Source organism: Magnetospirillum sp. LM-5, assembly GCF_902729445.1.
Classification (GTDB): Bacteria; Pseudomonadota; Alphaproteobacteria; order Rhodospirillales; family Magnetospirillaceae; genus Magnetospirillum.
Genome location: NZ_CACVCE010000007.1, coordinates 1 through 18,427 on the forward strand (window position 1 = coordinate 1; position 18,427 = coordinate 18,427).

14 protein-coding genes and 1 pseudogene are annotated in these 18,427 nt (G+C 64.7%); 9 read left to right on the forward strand and 6 right to left on the reverse strand.

Translation table 11 applies throughout. The features are described 5' to 3' along the window. The 3 genes and pseudogenes from MTBLM5_RS04530 to MTBLM5_RS04540 form a co-directional block, all read left to right on the forward strand. A pseudogene (locus MTBLM5_RS04530) lies at positions 1-848 on the forward strand (hypothetical protein); the annotation flags it as partial. Next, the gene (locus tag MTBLM5_RS04535; RefSeq protein WP_173974607.1) at positions 805-1,359 is read left to right on the forward strand and encodes a hypothetical protein; all 555 of its coding nucleotides are present in this window, start codon (positions 805-807) and stop codon (positions 1,357-1,359) included. The pseudogene MTBLM5_RS04530 and the gene MTBLM5_RS04535, both read left to right, overlap by 44 nt. 224 nt (positions 1,360-1,583) lie before the next feature. Continuing rightward, complete coding sequence (locus tag MTBLM5_RS04540; RefSeq protein ID WP_173974608.1) at positions 1,584-2,450, forward strand: hypothetical protein; 867 nt, start codon at positions 1,584-1,586, stop codon at positions 2,448-2,450. Positions 2,451-2,532: 82 nt separating this feature from the next. Here the strand turns inward: MTBLM5_RS04540 and MTBLM5_RS04545 are convergent, their stop codons facing one another. The 4 genes from MTBLM5_RS04545 to MTBLM5_RS04560 all read right to left on the reverse strand — a co-directional run bounded on the left by MTBLM5_RS04545 (position 2,533) and on the right by MTBLM5_RS04560 (position 6,605). Further along, a complete protein-coding gene (locus MTBLM5_RS04545; RefSeq protein WP_173974609.1) occupies positions 2,533-3,027 on the reverse strand; it encodes a DinB family protein in 495 nt (164 codons plus the stop codon). Position 3,028: 1 nt separating this feature from the next. Further along, a complete protein-coding gene (locus tag MTBLM5_RS04550) occupies positions 3,029-3,622 on the reverse strand; it encodes a hypothetical protein (RefSeq protein ID WP_173974610.1) in 594 nt (197 codons plus the stop codon). A 119-nt stretch (positions 3,623-3,741) separates the two neighbouring features. Continuing rightward, positions 3,742-6,177, reverse strand: a complete 2,436-nt coding sequence (locus tag MTBLM5_RS04555; protein ID WP_173974611.1) for a Lon protease family protein — start codon at positions 6,175-6,177, stop codon at positions 3,742-3,744. Between the two features lie 14 nt (positions 6,178-6,191). Next, positions 6,192-6,605 (reverse strand): metallopeptidase family protein, encoded by a 414-nt coding sequence (locus MTBLM5_RS04560; protein WP_173974612.1) that lies wholly within the window; start codon positions 6,603-6,605, stop codon positions 6,192-6,194. Between the two features lie 94 nt (positions 6,606-6,699). Here MTBLM5_RS04560 and MTBLM5_RS04565 point away from each other — a divergent pair, with 94 nt between their 5' ends. The 5 genes from MTBLM5_RS04565 (at position 6,700) to MTBLM5_RS04585 (ending at position 12,834) form a co-directional block, all read left to right on the forward strand. Further along, positions 6,700-6,993 (forward strand): 4a-hydroxytetrahydrobiopterin dehydratase, encoded by a 294-nt coding sequence (locus MTBLM5_RS04565; RefSeq protein WP_173974613.1) that lies wholly within the window; start codon positions 6,700-6,702, stop codon positions 6,991-6,993. 73 nt (positions 6,994-7,066) lie between these two features. After that, positions 7,067-8,188, forward strand: coding sequence for a tetratricopeptide repeat protein (locus MTBLM5_RS04570; protein WP_173974614.1), 1,122 nt, complete (start codon positions 7,067-7,069; stop codon positions 8,186-8,188). 29 nt (positions 8,189-8,217) lie between these two features. Next, on the forward strand, positions 8,218-10,170 hold the full coding sequence (locus tag MTBLM5_RS04575; protein WP_173974615.1) for an acetoacetate--CoA ligase: 1,953 nt from the start codon (positions 8,218-8,220) through the stop codon (positions 10,168-10,170). A gap of 87 nt (positions 10,171-10,257) precedes the next feature. Then, entirely contained in the window at positions 10,258-11,712 is a 1,455-nt protein-coding gene (locus tag MTBLM5_RS04580; RefSeq protein ID WP_173974616.1) for an ATP-binding protein, read from the forward strand. 99 nt (positions 11,713-11,811) lie between these two features. After that, positions 11,812-12,834 carry a hypothetical protein gene (locus MTBLM5_RS04585; protein WP_173974617.1) on the forward strand — a complete coding sequence of 341 codons (1,023 nt, stop codon included), beginning with the start codon at positions 11,812-11,814 and terminating at the stop codon, positions 12,832-12,834. A 3-nt stretch (positions 12,835-12,837) separates the two neighbouring features. Here the strand turns inward: MTBLM5_RS04585 and MTBLM5_RS04590 are convergent, their stop codons facing one another. Next, positions 12,838-13,266, reverse strand: a complete 429-nt coding sequence (locus tag MTBLM5_RS04590) for a hypothetical protein (RefSeq protein WP_217424971.1) — start codon at positions 13,264-13,266, stop codon at positions 12,838-12,840. Between the two features lie 152 nt (positions 13,267-13,418). Further along, positions 13,419-14,633 (reverse strand): argininosuccinate synthase, encoded by a 1,215-nt coding sequence (locus tag MTBLM5_RS04595; RefSeq protein WP_173974618.1) that lies wholly within the window; start codon positions 14,631-14,633, stop codon positions 13,419-13,421. 124 nt (positions 14,634-14,757) lie between these two features. On the opposite strand from MTBLM5_RS04595, the gene MTBLM5_RS04600 reads away from it, so the two are divergent. After that, positions 14,758-18,048: a hypothetical protein gene (locus tag MTBLM5_RS04600; RefSeq protein ID WP_173974619.1), complete on the forward strand. Its 3,291-nt coding sequence runs from the start codon at positions 14,758-14,760 to the stop codon at positions 18,046-18,048. Positions 18,049-18,427: the final 379 nt, after the last annotated feature.

The following is an 18,427-nucleotide window of genomic DNA, read 5'->3' on the forward strand; positions in this document are numbered from 1 at the left end:
CCCCCCTGGGCGAAGGCTTCGCCGAACCGACCGACGAGGACAAACTAGCCAAGGCGCCCCAATCCCCGTTCGGCAGCCCCGAGGGCGCCGATCGCTGGGCGGCCGGCAACATGGCCGATGTCTTGCTTGGCAAGACCGACTATGCCGACGCGGTGACGCATTTCCGCACCGACACCTCAGCCACCATGCCCTATCTCGCCGCCGTGCACGAGCAGATGCGCGACAAGGACCCGATGGCGGCGATGAAGTTCGCCACCCAGATGCGTGACGCCGGCCTGGCCATGGCCGATGCGGCCCCGGAACCGCCGGCCCCCACCTTGCCGCCGGTGACGCAGGCCCCGGTCAACAATCCGCCGGAAACCACCACACCGGAACCGACGCAGGCGCCCACCACCGAACCTCCCGTGACCACGCCCGCTCCGACACCGGAACCGACGCAGCCGCCAGAGACCTCCACTGTGCCCAAGTCTCAATCGCTTGATGTCGACAAAAGCATAGCTGCGTTACAGGTCGGGGCGAAGTCGTCGCCAGAAGGAAATTGCGGCAAAGCTGTTAAAGGAGCGCTGAGGGCCGGGGGCTTGAATGTTGGGGTTGGCGTCGAATCCGCCAAGGATATGGGGCCGGCCCTGGAAGGGGGCGGGTTTGGTTCTGTCGATCCCAAGAGCTATTCTCCACAGAAAGGTGATGTGGTCGTCATTCAGCCTTATCCAGGCGGAAGCCCTCATGGACATATCGCCATGTATGATGGTAAATCCTGGATTTCCGATGCGCGACAAAAGGATATGTGGGGAGGGCGAGGATATCGTGACCACCAGCCATCGTTCCGCGTGTATCGCCGGGGCAATTAACGTTCTTCTTGCCGGAAACGTCTTGGCAGCTCCGGCCGAGCAGGGGCTTCGAGCCCCTGCCTCGTTTCACCGAGCGGAAAGCATTGTCGAAAAAGCGCTCGACAGCATTCTTGCCTCAGCAGACAGCGATCCGACCATAAATAATTTCATATTAGATAGAAATGGAGCAGCCAAAAGACATCGACATCTTAATACGTTATTTTCCAACCACTACCTTAGTTCGGCCAGAGCCGTTGAAATGAAAATGGTAAAATCAGATTGCGGCGGAACATATCTGCAAGGGGAGGTGTGTGGGTATAACGCAAGTGCACTCAATTGCGCGCAGTCAAATTCAGAACTTGGCTATTTTTTCAAGACCGAGAGCTTATCGGACAACCGAGCCATTATCGTTGCCGCCTGGGGCGAAAATAGTCCCCCAACTAGCTTGTACAGATTAGTTCTCGTGACAGGCAGGTGGGTCATTGATGGCGTATATTGTTTGAAGGTTGGCACAAATTTTAATTTCAAGTGATAAGCGCTCAGCTCCGACCGAACCGGTTCCGGTATCGGCGACGAGACCAATAATGGCCAGCAGGGCATGGAAGTCCTTGAGCAATCAAGAGACCAGTCCGTCACTCGCAAATTCATTCCGTTCAGCACGGGCGGGAAGTTCATCTACCAAGCGGGTAACTATTCCGCGATCAAGAAGTAGCGTATGCTCCCCGGCGGTGCATCAGCCCGCCGGGGATCCTTTTCATGCTGAAGCGAATCGTGCTGCTCTTTGCCATTCTGGCGCTGACCATGGGGGGCGCGGAAGCAAAGTCGCTGGGCGGCCCCACCTGCCCGGCCGCATGGACCTTCGACGGACAAAGATTGAAACTGCGTTGGGCCAAGATTTACGTGGGCTGGGAGGCGCTCGCCCCTATCGAAGGGCGGACCAGGGAGGGAAAGGATTGGCAGGAACCAGAAGGCCGGCGCGATGTCGATGAGGTGTTCTGGGGAATGGGTAGCTTCAAGAAGCCAGCATTCCTGTATTGCATGTACGGCAATGGCTTGGCCCTGAATCCCGAGACTGCGGTGGTCGTCCCGGTCTCAGATGATTCGAAGACATGCCATGCCGAATATCGTGATACGCCAAAGGCAGCCTATATCACCTCGATCAGCTGCTCGCCCGGCAAGGCTCCGGTGCCGCCGCTCTCGGTAGTGGAGCGGCTCACCCCGCAGACCGAGTTGGATGGCCTGATGTTGCGGAAATCCCGGGCCGAGCTTGAGGCGCGGACGGCCGCACGCGGTGCGGTGTGGACCGACGAGGTCGGCAAGGACCGCAAGATGGTGGCCTTCCCGGACAATGGCGCCCACTACCGCGTCGAATGTTCCTCAACCACCGGTCTTGCCCACGAAATCGCCCTGATCGGCCCGGTGGCCGCCCCAGATTTCGGCTTCGGCGTTTCCATCCAGCGTCGCTTCGGCCCCTACAATCTGAATCCATGGAAGGGTGAGGACAATATCTGGGTTGTCTGGGATGACGGCTATCGAAAGGACAAGCCGCGCGTGCCCGAGGAAATGCGGCTGCTGGACATGAACGCCCCCGAAAATCAGGGCGTCCTCGACCGAAAGAACTGACCCGGCGCCCGGATCGCCCGACGATCCAGGCGTTTCGCTTTTCCCTTTCGCGCCGAATTCCGGCACCAAAGGCGCCCAGCCGTCACACTTCGCGCAAATAGTAGATCAGGTCCAGCGGCGGCGGCTCGGTGCCGGCGTGCGACAGCAGTCCGTGCACCTGGCCGCGATGGTGGGTCTGGTGGTTGAAGAAGTGAAACAAGGACCAACCCAGCGGAGTCTCCGCCGCCACACCGGCGATGGTGCGATAGGCCAGCGGCCGCGCCAGATCGCCCCTCAGCCCATCGCACCAGGCGACGATGTGTTGGTCGAACTGGTCACGAGCCTCTTTCAAGCCCGAGAAATCCGGGTGAAGAATCTGCCCCAGCGAGACGATGCCTTGGGCGGGTTGGCCCTCGAAGCGCCCCATCCACACACGGTCGGCCAGCAAGATGTGGTTCAGCGTCGCCAGGATCGACCCGAAGAAGCTGGGCCGCTCGCGCGCCAACTCGTCCTGGCTGAGCTGTCCGCAGGCGGCATAAAGCCGGTCGTTGGCCCACTGGTTATAGCGGGCCAAGCGCTGAAGAGTGCCGTGGTCCATCTTAGAATTTAAGCCCCAGGCCGGCACCCAGCGAGAAGCCGGACTGGGCGCGCTCGGCCTCGACCTCGCCGCGATTGGCGGCGGCGAAGCCCCCGAAGGAAAAGCCCGGGGTGATGTCGTGGGTCAAGGACAAGGACAAGGAGAGGTCGCTGCCCGGACGGTAACCATCAAAGGCGGTCACACCCATCTGCGCCGGGTTCGGGCTGAACGAGCCTGCATTGCCCCATTCATAGCCCAACCGCACCAAAGCGGTGCCGTCGATGCCCATGAAGGCGCCGGAATAGGCCGCCGACACGTCGGCCGACTGGCCCACCGGGTCGCCCTTGAGCGACGAGGACAGACGGACATCGTTGAAGATGTACGAGGTATAGCCGCCGATGGCCATGCGCTCGGGCCCCGAAACCGCACCGGCGCTGAACGCGCCCTTGCCGAAGATTTCGGCCTGGTTCTCGCCCATGCCGGCGCCACGGGCGAAATCGGCCGTCAAGAGATCGATGCCGCCACCGACCAGGCGCGGGCGCGACGACGCCGCATCCTCGGCAAAAGCCGGGGCGGCGGCAAGGGCACACACACAAAGGACGGTCAGCAAACGCATGGGAACCAACGGCAGGTGACGTTCATCACCCTAGATATAGTCCCGCGACTGCGAATTGGAAGCCCTGTTCCGACCGGGCTGAATCATTCGAATCACACTGTTGCATCGCCGCAACAGGGCTAGGGCCGAGATTTGGGCTTCGGCCTGGGGGGCTCGGACCGCCCCTGCAGGCGCTCGGCGGCACGCAGGAAGGCCTTCAGCCGGGCCTGGACCCGGGCGTTGACGCTGCCCGGCGGATAGCGCCCCGCCGCATTGGCGGTGCCGGCCGGCTTGCCGGTCAACAAGGCGATGCCCTGGTCGATGGTCTGGATGGGATAGATCGCGAAGCGCCCCTGACGACAGGCCTCGACCACATCGGCGCGCAGCATCAGGTGGGCGACGTTGGTCGCGGGAATCAGCACGCCTTGCCGACCGGTCAGGCCGCGCGCCGCGCACAGGTCGAAGAAGCCCTCGATCTTCTCGTTGACGCCGCCGATGGCCTGGACGCGGCCGAACTGGTCGACCGAACCGGTCACCGCCAGACCTTGGTCGATGGGCAGTTCGGCCAGGGCCGACAGCAGGGCGTAAAGCTCGGTCGACGACGCCGAATCGCCCTCGATGCCGCCATAGGATTGTTCGAATACCAAGCTGGCGGCCAAAGTCAACGGGCCGTCGGCGCCGAAGCGAGAGGCCAGGAACGACGACAGGATCATCACCCCCTTGCCGTGCAGCGGCCCGCCCAGATCGACCTCGCGCTCGATATCGATCACCTCGCCCTTGCCGAACCGAACCCGGGCGGTGATGCGGCTGGGCCGTCCGAAGGCGAAGCGCCCCAATTGCAGCACCGCCAGTCCGTTGATCTGGCCGATTTCGAACCCTTCGGTCGCGACATGGACGGTTCCACGGCGGATTTCGTCTTGCACATGCTCGCGCACCCGGTCCTGGCGATAGATGGCGGAATCGATGGCCTGTTGGACATGGCTGGCGGTGATGAGCCCCGCGCCGGCCTGGCCGGCCCAATGGTCGGCCTCGCGCACCAGGTCGGCCAGGCTGGCCATGTGGGTGGACAGCTTGGCCGAATCCTCGATCTCGCGGCTGGCCTGTTCGACCAGACGGGCGATGGCGGTGCGATCCAGCGGCTTCAGGTTTTCCTTGCGGGTCAGCGTCGCCACCGAGCGCGCAAGCCCGACGATGTTGGCGGGCGAACGGTCCATGCGCCAGTCGAAATCGGCGGCGACCTTGAACAGTTCGGTGAATTCGGGATCGTAGTGCGACAGCAGGTAATAAAGCGATGGGTCGCCGATCAGCACCACCTTGACGTCGATGGGGATCGGGCCGGGCTCCAGGCTGACGGTGGACAGCAGCCCCAGGCTCTGGCCGGGGCTTTCCAGCCGCAGCTCGCGGGTTTTCAGGGCGCGCTTCAGATCTTCCCAGGCGAAGGGGTTCAGCAGCACCTTGCGGGCGTCCATCACCAGATAGCCGCCATTGGCCCTGTGCAGCGCGCCCGGCTTGATCAGGTTGAAATCGGTGATCAGGGCGCCGTACTGGGCGACATGTTCGACCCGGCCCAACAGGTTGGGCTGGGTCGGGTGGTCCTCGAACACCACCGGGGCGCCGGTGGTCGACCCGTGATCGACCAGAACGTTGACGCGATAGCGGCGGATCGAGCTTTCGCCGGCCGGGCCGGGCTTGGCCGGCTTCGAGCGGCCATCCTCGCCGTCGCCCAGGAAATCGGCGACGTTCTCGGCGACGTCGGCGGCGACGGCATCCAGATAGGCCAGGACCTCGGGCAGATCGGCGTACTTCTCCTTGACCTCGTCCATCAGGTGGCTGATGGCGAAGTTGGCGACCTCCTGGTCCAGTTCGCGGATCTTGGCGCGGGTTTCGCGCTCCCACACCGGCACCTTCTTGATGGTGGCTTCCAGCTTCTCCTGCAGCCGCTCCATCTCGGCCTTGAAGTGCTCCTGGTCCGCCTCGGACAGTTTCTGGAACTCGTCGGGCGACAGCACCTCGCCGTCGCGCATCGGCGCCAAGGCCAGGCCGACCGGCGTGCGGATCAGGGCGACGCTTTTTTCCGCCGCCTCGGCGCCGACATTCTGGAAGTTCTCGTCCTGGTGTTCCTTCAGCGAGGCCTCGATGGCCTGGCGCCGGGCGCGATATTCCTCGGCCTCGAAGGCGGCCGGCAGGGCCTGGCCCAGCTCGGTCATCAGGTCGGCCATGTCCTTCTTCAGGCCGGGACCGCGCCCGGGCGGCAGGCGCAACGGATTGGGACGGTGGGCGTTCTGGAAATCGTTGACATAGACCCAGTCGTCGGGCGCCGGCTGATCGGCCGCCGCCTGCAGCAGGTACTGCATCACCAGCGAGCGCCGCCCGGTGCCCTCCGGCCCCAGGGCGAACAGGTTGAAGCCGCGATGGGCCATGCCGATGGCGAAGCGGATCGACTGGACGGCGCGGTCCTGGCCGATCGGCTCGTCGGTGTCTTCCAGGTCGGCGGTGCTGGCGAAATTCAGCTGGTCGGGATCGCAAACGGTATAAAGCCGTTCGGGCTCGAGCGCAGTCACGGTGCTTTCGGCCACGGTTCCCCCCCCCCTTATGCCTCGTCCTCGATGCGCTCCATGTCATCGTCGCTCAGGCCGAAATGGTGGCCGATCTCGTGGATCAGCACATGCTTGACCAGGCCCGACAAATCCTCGCCGGTCTCGCACCAATAGTCCAGCAGCGGTCGGCGATAGAGGAAGATCATGTCGACGTCCGACCTGGGCTGCGTCTCGGTGAAGCTTTGGTCGGCCATCGACACGCCACGATAAAGGCCCAGAAGGTCGAACGGCGATTCCAGCTCCATCTCCTGCTCGACCTCCTCGTCGGGAAAGTCCTCGACGCGGATGATGATGTCGGCGGCATAGGCCCGCAGCTCGGCCGGAATTTCGGCAAAGGCGGCCTGGGCGATGGTTTCGAGATCGTCGAGCGACGGCGGAACGGAATGGGGAGGGATGAGTCGGGACATGGGCACCACCTTACCCTGCCTTGATGTGGGCGTGAAGGGCGCCCATTAAGACTCTCATGGGTGCGATCTTCGCCTTTACCAGGGAGACCCTGCCATGAGTGCCAAACTTTCCGGTTCCGAACGCGCCCAGGCGCTGGACGGCCTGCCCGGCTGGGGCGAGGTCGCCGGCCGCGACGCCATCGCCAAAAGCTTCAAGTTCAAGGACTTCCCCGCCGCCTTCGCCTTCATGACCCATGTCGCCCTGGTGGCCGAGAAGATGGACCACCATCCCGAATGGACCAATGTGTGGAACCGCGTCGATATCACCCTGTCGACCCATGATTTTAGCGGCGTGACCGCCAAGGATATCGCCCTGGCGCAAGCGATCGAACGGGCGGCGAAGGGCTGAGAGTTTACAGCCCGGTCCCCCTGTGGAATCATGCGGCCATAAACTCGCCCCGTCACACGGAAAGCCCCGCCCAATGAGGATCGCCGCCGCCACCGCCCTGCTCGCCCTTCTGGTCGCGGGTCCGGCCCTGGCGCAAAGCAAGCCGACCAAGCCGGCTGCCAAGAAAGCCACCCCCGCTTTGACCCTGCCGCTGCAGGCCGCCGCCCAAGGCGACCCGTCGGCGCAGTTCGAGATGGGCATGGCCTATCTGTCGGGCAAGGCCGTCAAGAAAAGCCCGGCCGAGGCCGCTGCCTGGCTGACCGCCGCCGCCGGCAACGGCCATGTCGGCGCCGCGTTGACGCTGGCCCAGGCGCACGAGACCGGCGAGGGCCTGCCCAAGGACCCGATTCAGGCGGCGCAATGGTGGTACCGCGCCGGCGACCTGGGGGACGAGGCGGCACGCGCCCATTTCATCGACCTCTACATGGCCGGCAAGAGCGACGGCATCGGCGGCCCCGCTGCCGCCCGTTGGCTGGAAAGTGCTGCGGCCACCCTGGGCACCGCAGAATTGGTGCTGGCGGTCGGCAAGCTTTACGAAACCGGCGAAGGCGTGCTGGTCGATCGCGCCAAGGCGCGGCGCTGGTACACCGACGCCGCCATCGCCGGCAATGTCGAGGCCAAGTTCCGATTGGGCCGCATGCTGCTGGCCGAACCGGCACAATGGCGGCTTTTGTACAAGGACCCGGCCCGCGAGAAGGACAATACCGAACGCGACCGCCTGTACCCGACCAAGGCCCAGGCGCTGCAGGCGGCGGGCGGCGACTTCCAGCCCGACATGATGCGGCCGGGGATGATCGAGGCCGAGACCTGGCTGATCGAGGCCGCCCGCCACGGCCACGCCGAGGCGCGCTTTGTCTTGGGGATGGCCCACCTGAACGGCCTGAACCTGCCGCTGGACCTGAACCGCGCCGTCGAATGGCTGTCGGGCGCGGCCTGGGCCGGCCATGGCGAAGCGATGATGGTGCTGGCCGACCTGTCGGCCAAGGGCCACGGCCTGCCCAATGCCGACCCGGTACGGGCCTGGGTCAGCTATGACATCGTCGCCGGCCAGGGCCTGAAGGCCGCGGAAGAGGCCCGCGACCGCCTGGCCAAGGGCATGAGCCAGCGCCAACTGGGCCGCGCCCGCCAGGTGGCGCAGGACCTCAAGAACAACTGACCCGTACCCATCCAGGGGGGAAGACCGACATGACCATGCCGCTGTGGCAGCCCACGCCCGATCAGGTGGCCAGCGCCAACCTGACCCGCTTCATGACCGAGGTGAACGCCCGCTGGGGCGCCGCCGTCTCGGATTATGACGGTCTGTGGCGGTGGTCGAACGCCTCGCCCGACCGCTTCTGGACCTCGATGTGGGAATTCGGCGCCATCATCGGCGACGGTCCCGGCACGGTGGCGGTCGATGACATCAAGAAGATGCCGGGCGCCCAATGGTTCCCGCAAAGCCGGCTGAATTACGCCGAGAACCTGCTCTGTGGCCTGGACGACCGTGATGGCGTGGTGTTCTGGGGCGAGGACAAGGTCAAGCGCCGCTTAAGCCGCAAGGAACTGGGCCAGTTGGTGTCTCGCCTGCAGCAGGCCCTGAAGGCGGCTGGGATTGGCGTGGGCGACCGCGTCGCCGGCTATATGCCGAATATGCCGGAAACCGTGGCCTTCATGCTGGCGGCCAGCTCGCTGGGGGCCATCTGGTCGTCGGCCTCGCCCGATTTCGGCATCCAGGGCGTGCTGGACCGCTTCGGCCAGATCGAGCCCAAGGTGCTGGTCTCGGCCGATGGCTATTTCTATTCCGGCAAGGCCCATCCCTCGACCGACAAGCTGCCCGCCATCAAGGCCGGCATGCCCAGCGTCCAGACGGTGGTGGTGGTCCCCTACACCCAGGACAGGGCCGACATCTCGGCCATTCCCGGCTCGGTCCATCTGGCCGATTTCATCGCCCCCTTCCCGGCCAAGGAGCTGGAATTCGTCCGCCTGCCCTTCGCCCATCCGCTTTACATCATGTTCTCGTCGGGCACGACCGGGGTGCCCAAATGCATCGTCCATTCGGCTGGCGGCACCCTGATCCAGCACCTGAAGGAGCATCTGCTTCATTCCAACTGCAAGCCGAACGACCGGGTGTTCTATTTCACCACCTGCGGCTGGATGATGTGGAACTGGCTGGTGTCGGCCCTGGCCTGCCAGGCGACGCTGCTGTTGTACGACGGCAACCCGTCGGCCAAGGACGGCGCGATCTTGTTCGATTTCGCCGATGCCGAGGCGATGACCTTCTTCGGCACCTCGGCCAAGTGGATCGACGCCATCTCGAAAATGGGCCTCGAGCCGGCCAAGACCCATAAGCTGACATCGGTCCGCGTGGTCGCCTCGACCGGCTCGGTGCTGGCGCCCGAGGGCTTCGACTACATCTACGACAAGGTGAAGAAGGACGTGCAACTGGCCTCGATCTCGGGCGGCACCGACATCATCTCGTGCTTCATGCTGGGCAACCCCACCGCCCCGGTCTGGCGCGGCGAGATCCAGGCGCGCGGGTTGGGGATGAAGGTCGAGGTGTTCGACGACAACGGCCAGCCGGTCGAGGGCACCAAGGGCGAACTGGTCTGCACGCAAGCCTTCCCGTCGATGCCGGTGGGCTTCTGGAACGATGCCGACGGCGCCAAGTACCATGCCGCCTATTTCGACAAGTACGCCAACGTCTGGTGCCATGGCGACTGGGTCGAATTGACGCCCCATGGCGGCATCGTCGTCTATGGCCGCTCGGACGCCACCTTGAATCCCGGCGGCGTGCGCATCGGCACCGCCGAGATCTATCGCCAGGTCGAACAGATCGACGAGGTGCTGGAAAGCCTGGTGATCGGCCAGGACTGGCAGGCCGACGTCCGCGTGGTGCTGTTCGTGCGCCTGCGGCCGGGCATCAAACTGGACCAGGCCTTGAGCGACCGCATCAAGAAGAAGATCAGGGACAACACCACGCCGCGCCACATGCCGGCCAAGATCGTCCAGGTGGAAGACATCCCGCGCACCAAGTCCGGCAAGATCGTCGAACTGGCGGTCCGCGACGTGGTGCACGGCCGCCCGGTCAAGAACAAGGAAGCCCTGGCCAACCCGGAAGCGCTGGATCTGTATGCCGGGCGGGAAGAGCTGAGCGAATAAGATCACGATCTTGACACTGCGACACACGCCGACCTAAGATCATGATCTTGACGGAGGCGTCCGATGTTGCGCGTCAATGAGAAGGAATTGCTGACCCGCTTCGGATTCGAGAACCCGTGGTGGAGCAACCCCGACACGCTTGACCGTCTGCTGGATGGCAAGCGTGATCGCGCCTATCTGCCACTGTTCCTGGACTTGGTGCGCAAGACCGAGGTTCGGCGCGCGGTCGTATTGATGGGACCGCGCCGGGTCGGCAAGACCATCCTTCTTCGCCAGACCATCCGCGCCCTGATTCAGGACGACTGTGTCGATCCAAAGGCCATCTTCTTCGCCTCGCTGGAAAACCCGATCTATCGAGGCTGGTCGTTGGACCGCATCCTGCAAATTTTCATGCGAGATCGCGGCCTCGACCGCTTTGCCGAATTCTGGGCGGTGTTCGATGAAATCCAGTATCTCGAGGAATGGGAAGCCCACCTGAAGGTGATGGTCGATGATTACCCCAATCTGCGCATCATCGTGTCGGGCTCGGCGGCAGCCGCCTTACGGATGAAGAGTCTGGAATCGGGAGCTGGCCGCTTCACCGACTTCCTGCTGCCGCCCTTGCTGTTCGCCGAGTATCTGGACTTCATCGGCGAGACCGAGGCCGCCGAAGGCGATATCGATATCCTGAACCGCCACTTCTTCGATTACATCAATTTCGGCGGTTTCCCGGAAGCGGTTCTGAACCCGGCCATCCAGGGCGACATGGCCCGCTACGTGGCCGAAGATATCGTCGAGAAGGCGCTGCTGCGCGACCTGCCCAGCCTGTACGGCATCGACAACCCCAACGAACTCTACCGGTTCTTCGCCAGCATGGCCTACAACAGCGGCCAGGAAGTCAGCCTGGGCGAGCTGTCGAAGGAGACCGGCATCCCTAAGAACACCGTCCTCAAATATTTCCAGTTCCTGGAGGCCGCTTTCCTGGTGCATCGACTGTACCGAATCGACGAGCATGGTCAGCGCCCACGGCGCGAGATGGGCTTCAAGGTCTACCTGACCAATCCATGCCTCCGCGCCGCGATGTTCAGCCCTGTGCATGACGGCGACGACCCCAAGGTAGTCGGGGCAATGGTCGAGACGGCGGTGATGGCGCAGGTGGTGCAGTCGTCGATGATCCACGATTGCTATTATGCTCGTTGGCGAGACGGCGAGATCGATCTGGTCTTGGTGAACGGAACTAGCGGGAAGCCCCTTCGGGCCGAAGAATTCAAGTGGAGCGACCGCGTGGCGCGTGACCGTTCCGTTGTGGGTAATTTGATATCCTTTGCAAAGCGCCATAGTCTCAGAGCGGCGGTCATTTCCAGCAAGACCCACAGCGAAACATTCGAAATCGACGGAATTCCGGTGCTATGCCGGCCCGTCGCGCGGCTTTGCGCGGATCATAGCGATACCGCGCGCTTCATTCTGGACGTGATTGGCATTCACCCCCGAGGGAATGACCCTGCACATCAAGATCGAGCCAAGGTTCGCGAACGGACCATGCGTCGCCCAGCCAATGGATGAGCCCCGAGCCCATATGTTTTCTTACCTGGCGGGAAGAGCTGAGCCAATAGACGAGCGGACGCGAAAGCCGTCCGCAGCCATCACCAAAGGACGGTTTTCTTGTACGATGACGAAGATTTGAATGCGGCGGTGAGTGCCGGCGTGATGCCGGCCGACATCGCCGCCGCCTTTCGCCGCTTCATGGCCGACCGGCATCAGACCGCCACCCCCGACGACGAACGCTTTCGCCTGGTTTCGGGCTTCAACGACGTCTTTGTCACCATCGCCATCGGCCTGGTGCTGATTTCGGTCAGCCAGTTGACCGGGTCCGAGGATTCGGTGGTCGGCGGCCTGTTGATCGCGGGCCTGAGCTGGGTCCTGGCCGAGTATTTCTCGCGGCGCCGCCGGATGGCGCTGCCCAGCCTGGTGCTGCTGCTGACCTTCTGCCTGGGCTTGTCGATGGCCAGCTTGACGGTGGTCGATCCCTTCGCCGCCCACAACCCACCGGCCGCGACCGTCAAGGCGGTGGCCATCGCGCTGGCCGTCGCCGCCGGGACCTACCTGCATTGGCGACGGTTCAAGATTCCCGCCGCCATCGCCGGCATCGCGCTGTTCGTGCTGGCGGCGGTCTATTCGCTGGTGACACTGGCGCTTGGAGCCGCCGTGCTCGAGCATTGGACCTGGGTGATGCTGGCCGGCGGCATCGCCATCTTCGCCCTGGCGATGCATTGGGATTCCAGCGACCGGACCCGCCAGACCCGGCGTTCGGACGTCGCCTTCTGGCTGCACATGGCCGCCGCCCCGATGATCGCCCATCCGCTGTTCAGCCTGTTGGGCCTGTTGAACGCCAATCCGTCCAAGGCATGGGAAGCCGGGGCCGCCGTCACCCTTTACATCGCCATGACCCTGGTGGCCATCGCCATCGATCGCCGCGCCATGCTGGTGTCGGCGCTGGCCTATGTCCTAGGTGCGCTGATTGCGCTTTTGAAGGCCGGCACCAGCGGCGGGGAAGCCTTCGCCATCATCGGACTGGTGGTCGGCGCCGCCCTTTTGCTGCTGTCGTCGCTGTGGCAACGAGGGCGGCGCAAGGTTCTGGCCGCGCTGCCGCCAGCGTGGCGCGACAAGCTGCCGCCGGCCGAGTAGATCTCAGTATCCCGATTTCATCGGCGAAGCCGGCTCGGGCACCATCACCGGCGCCGCCATCGGCTTGGCAACGTGCCAGATATCGCGGAAGCCGTCGCCGGTGGCATCGCCCGGCTTGGCATCCTTGGCCCAGCGATAGAGCGGCTTGCCGCCATGGGCCCACTGCTTCGATCCGTCGGCACGGGTGATGATGGAATAAGGCGGCTTGGCCATGTCGGCCGTGTCGGCCAGGGCTGGCGGCCAGTTGGCCGCGCAGGTGTCGAGGCAATTGGACTTGCCGGGCTCATCCTTGTCGAAGACGTAAAGGGTCATTCCGGCGGCATCGGTCAATATCGCGCCCATCGGGGTGGCGCGCTCGGATATTCCTCCGGCGCCGGCGGTTGTCGCGGACAGCAGGAATAGAGCGGCCAGGATCATCATTCGGCCAATCATGGCAACCTCCATCAAAATCCCGGATCGACGCGCCCGGTGACAGAGGAAACGTGGGCTGCCATGACGCCCTTCACGAGAGAGACAAAAGCAATAGGGGCCGGCGGATCGCCCGCCGGCCCCTCTTCACTCGAGCCTGTCACCAACAACGAGCGTCAGCCGCGTGCCATCTTGGCCAGACGCATGCGAAGCGCGTTCAGCTTGATGAAGCCCTGGGCGTCGCGCTGGTCATAGACCGAATCTTCCTCGAAGGTGACGTAGTCCAAACGATACAGGCTCTTTTCGGACTTGCGGCCGACCACGGTGACGTTGCCCTTGTACAGCTTCAGCCGCACCACGCCCGAGACGTTCAGGCTGATATGGTCGATCATCTGCTGCAGCGCGATGCGTTCCGGGCTGAACCAGAAGCCGTTATAGATCAGCTCGGCATAGCGCGGCATGATCTCGTCCTTCAGGTGCGATTCGCCGCGATCCAGGGTCAGGCTTTCCATGGCGCGGTGGGCGACGATCAGGATCGAGCCGCCGGGGGTTTCATACACGCCGCGGCTCTTCATGCCGACGAAGCGGTTTTCCACCAGATCCAGCCGGCCGATGCCGTTGGCGCCGCCCAACTCGTTCAGCTTGGTCAGCAGCTGGGCCGGCGTCATGCGCACGCCGTCGATGGCCACCGCATCACCCTTTTCGAATTCCACCTCGACATAGGTCGGCTTGTCGGGGGCCTTTTCCGGGCTGACCGAGCGGGTGAACATGTCCTCGAACGGCTCGACCCACGGATCTTCCAGCGCCTTGCCCTCGTACGAGATGTGCAACAGGTTGGCGTCGGTGGAATAAGGCGCCTCGCCGCGCTTGTCCTTGGCGATCGGAATCTGGTGCTTCTCGGCGAAGTCCAGCAGCTTGGTGCGGCTGCTCAGGTCCCAGATGCGCCACGGCGCGATCACCTTGATGTCCGGCTTCAGGGCGTAATAGCCCATCTCGAAGCGGACCTGATCGTTGCCCTTGCCGGTGGCGCCGTGGCTGACCGCGTCGGCGCCGACCAGGTTGGCGATCTCGATCTGGCGCTTCGAGATCAGCGGCCGGGCGATCGAGGTGCCCAGCAGGTAGACGCCCTCGTACAGGGCGTTGGCGCGAAACATCGGGAAGACGAAGTCCCGCACGAATTCCTCGCGCAGGTCGTCGATGAAGATGTTCTCGTCCTTGATGCCCATCAGCTGGGCCTTCTTGCGCGCCGGTTCGAGCTCCTCGCCCTGGCCCAGGTCGGCGGTGAAGGTCACCACCTCGCATTGATACTGGTCCTGCAGCCAGCGCAGGATGATGGAGGTATCGAGACCGCCGGAATAGGCCAGAACGACCTTCTTGACTTCGCCCTTCATGGGTAACGCCCCTGAACTTGGGATAATGGAAGGGCCGAAGTATAGGACTTGCCGCGCCAACAGCAAGGCCTACGGTTACGCACACACTTTCGCGTTGGTGCGGTCCCTGTCATTCTTTCATTCCATGAGCGAGCCACCGCCCTATAAAGCCGGCAAGGATGCCGACCTTTCCACCGCCCTTGCGCTGACCGAGCGTCTGCTGACGCCCGGCGCCGAGGATGGTGTGATTCCCGCGCTGCCCGTCGAGAAGGACGGGCTGGGGCAGAATTTGCGCTATTGGATGTGGCGCATGGGCGGGCGCAAGCGGCCGGAATTGGCCGACATGGGCCATTTGTCGAAGATCTTCGACAATTACGAACGCGAACTGAGCCGGCTGCAAAAGGACCATGCCGCCCAGTTGGAAAGCCTGGCCGCCCAGCACGCCAAGGACATCGACCGCGTCCGCCAGGAAAAGGGCGTCGATGTCGCCAAGCTGCGCGCCGAGCTGCAACAAGATGCCGAACGCTCGCTGTTGGAGATCCAGCGCGAACTGGCCGCCTCGCGCGAGCGGACCAGCAAGCTGGAACAGCTGACCAACCAGTTGCAGCAGACCTGCGAGACCGAGGTGGCGCGGGCCAGGAACGAGGCGGCCGCCATCTCGGAAGGTCCGCTGCAGAAGGCCTTGGACCGGGTCGAGGAGCTGGAGCGCCGCCTGAAGGCCCAGCAGGCCGAGCATGCCCGCACCCTGGAAGAAACGCTGAACCAGGCGCAGGAGGCCCAGGCCCAGGCGGTGGCCCAGCTGCGCACCGAAATGGCCCGGCAGCAGCAGGCGGCGGAAATCCTGATCGCCGAAATGGCCGCGACCGAAGAGCGGGCCCGCCACGACCACGCCGCGCAAATTGCCCGGTGGGAGGCCGAGACCCAGCAATTGCGGGCCGAGGCGGCCCACAAGGACGAGGCCAGCGTGCGCAAGGCGGCCGAGACGCAATTGGCCCATCGCACCGAGTTCGACCGTCTGCGGCTGGACCTGGAAGCCGAACAACAGGCCAAGATCGCCGCCACCCGCGCCGCCCTGGACGCTGCCCTGCAGGAGGCCGAGCAGAAGCTGGCCGAAGGGGCGAGAGAGAGCGCCAGCCTGAAGGCCGAGATCGAGCGGATGGCCAGTACCCACGCCCAGGAGGTGGCCGAGCAGGAAGCCGCCCACCAGGCGGCACTCCAGGCCGCCATGGCCGAAAGCGCCCGGGCCGAGGAAGGCCGGCGCGTCGATCTGCTGGTCGCCCATCAGGCGGAACTGGAAGACTCCCATCGCCGCCAGGGCTTGCTGGAAAATCGCATCCGCGACCTGCTGATGGCCCACGAGGATGAAAGCGGTCGGGCCGCCGACGCCCATGCCCGCGAACTGGCCGCAAGCCTGCGCGAGGCCGAGGACAAGCTGCGCCAGACCATCCACCAGGCCGAGAGCGACCGCCAGGCCGCCGAACAGGCGGCGCGGACCCACCTGGCCGAACTGACCGCCGAACATGCTGCCGCCCTGGCCGAGGCCGGCCGCCACCGCTCGCTGCTGGAAGAGCGTGTCGGCGAGTTGCTGCACTCCCACGCCCAGGAAATGCGCGAACAGACCGATCGCCATTCCGAGGAACAGATCCGTCTGCGCACCGAATTGTCGGCGCAGGCCCAGGAAACCCTGCAGCAGGCGCTGGACCGCATCGCCAGCCTGGAGGCCGCACAGGAAACCGCCGCCCGCTGGCATGCGACGGAACTGGAAAAGACCCGCGCCGCCATGGCCGAAACCGGCGACGCCCACTTGCGCCAGACCCTGGATCAACTGACCCAGGCCCAGGCCGACCGGCGTCAGTTGGAAATCCGCCTGAAGGAGGAGCGCGACGGCTACTTACGCGAACTGGGCCGCATCGCCGAGCGCCATGCCGAGGAACTGACCCGCGAACGGCGCGAGGCCGAGGTCGAGGCCGACGGCCATATCCAACGCGGCCTGGACCGTGTCGCCTTGCTGGAAGCCGAGCTGGCCGAACGCGAACAAAACCATGCCCGCGAAATGGATGCGGCCCGGGCGGCCATCGCCGCCAGCGCCGATAGCCGCCAGCGCCAGACCGACGCCGAACTGGCCGACGCCCGCACCCAGATCAACGCCCTGACCAGCCAGCTCGAGCAGACCAAGGCCGACACCAAGCGCAAGCTGCAGGACCTGGCGGTCCACCAGGCCGAGTTCATCAAACGCGAGATCGGCCGAGCCCAGGCCGAGATCGCCCTTCTGCAGCAACAGGCCGCCACCGAGCGGGCCTGCCAGGCCGCCGACCTGGAGCGTGTCCGCGAAGAGGTCACCGCCATCGCCGATGCCAATCTGCGCAGCGTGCTGGACCAGTTGGCCGCCCTGCAGGCCGAGCATCAGCGTCTGACCCTACAGCATGCCGCCGAAAAGCAAGAGCTGGCCGACCAGATCGACCAGACCCGCAGCCAATCCGAGGCCGGCGCCGACGCCCGCCTGCGCAAGGCGCTGGACAGCCTGGCCGCCGTCCAGGCCGAACGCCGCGAGCTTGCCGAGCGCCTGGCCCGGTCGCAGGAGCAAAGTCCCCAGGCCGACAATTCGACGCTGACCGCCAGGATTCAGGAACAAGACGCCGAGTTGGCCCGCCTGCGCATCGCCAATCTGCGCGAAATCACCGAATTGAACGAGCGCCACACCCGCGCGCTTGCCCGCGCCACCGCCGAGGCCGACGCCCGGATTGGGGCGCTGGCCGACGAATTGGCCCGCCAAAGGGATAAGGGGCAGACCGGCGCCCCTCCCGACGACCGCGCCCGACTGGCCGACCAGCACCGCCAGGACATCGAACGTCTGCACCGCGAGGCCGACCAGCAGCGGGGCGAACTGGACCGCCGCCTGATCGAGGCGACCGGCCGCATCGGCGAGCTGGAGGCCGACCTGGCCCGCCTGCGCCTGAACCATGCCCGCGATCTCGAACGCCAGGGCGCCGACCATTCCGACGCGCTGACCCGCCTGCGCCAGACGCTGGACAGCGAACACCGGGCCAGCCTTGCCGCATCGGAACGCACTGTGGCCGACCTCAGGGCCCAGCTTGCCAGCATCGAGATGCACCAGGCCGGGCAATCGCCCCGGGGGGGCGGATCAGACACCGACGCCCGCCTGAACGCCGCCCTGGCCCGCGCCATGATGGCCGAGGACGAACTGCGCATCGCCAACAACAAGCTGGAATTGCTGAAGGACGCCCTGGATGCCGCCAAGGCCCGGGCGGTGTCGCCGGGTCCGGGCGCGGCGGACAATCGTTTCCGCGACGCCAAGCGCGCGTTCGCCCGCCACTTCCACCCCGACCAGGGCGGACGCGGAGATTCCGACAAGGAACGGATCTTCCTGGAATTCTGGCCGGTTCTCGACCGCATCGAGAAGACCAACGATTTCTGAGCCCTGATTCGAATGATCGTAAGCGGGGCAAAAGTCCGGGCACTCAAGCGCAGCATAACCCTCGCCCCTTGTGGGAGAGGGTCCGCGCGAAGCGCGGGGGTGAGGGGGCTTACGCGCGGCGAGCGCGTAAAAAACGTCATTATATCAAACAGATCATATGGCGCGCCGACGCGCGCGCCCCTCACCCGGCCGCTTCGCGGCCACCCTCTCCCACAAAGGGGCGAGGGTTATGCTGCATCTGCGTGCCCGGACTTATGCCCCGCTTACGAATGATCCATATGGTATGGGCACACCCCTCCGTATGCGATAGTGATTCGCATTTGCATTCCCCGTCCGGACTTGTTATTGGTCATATGTTGCGAGTGGTTCTCATTCGCTG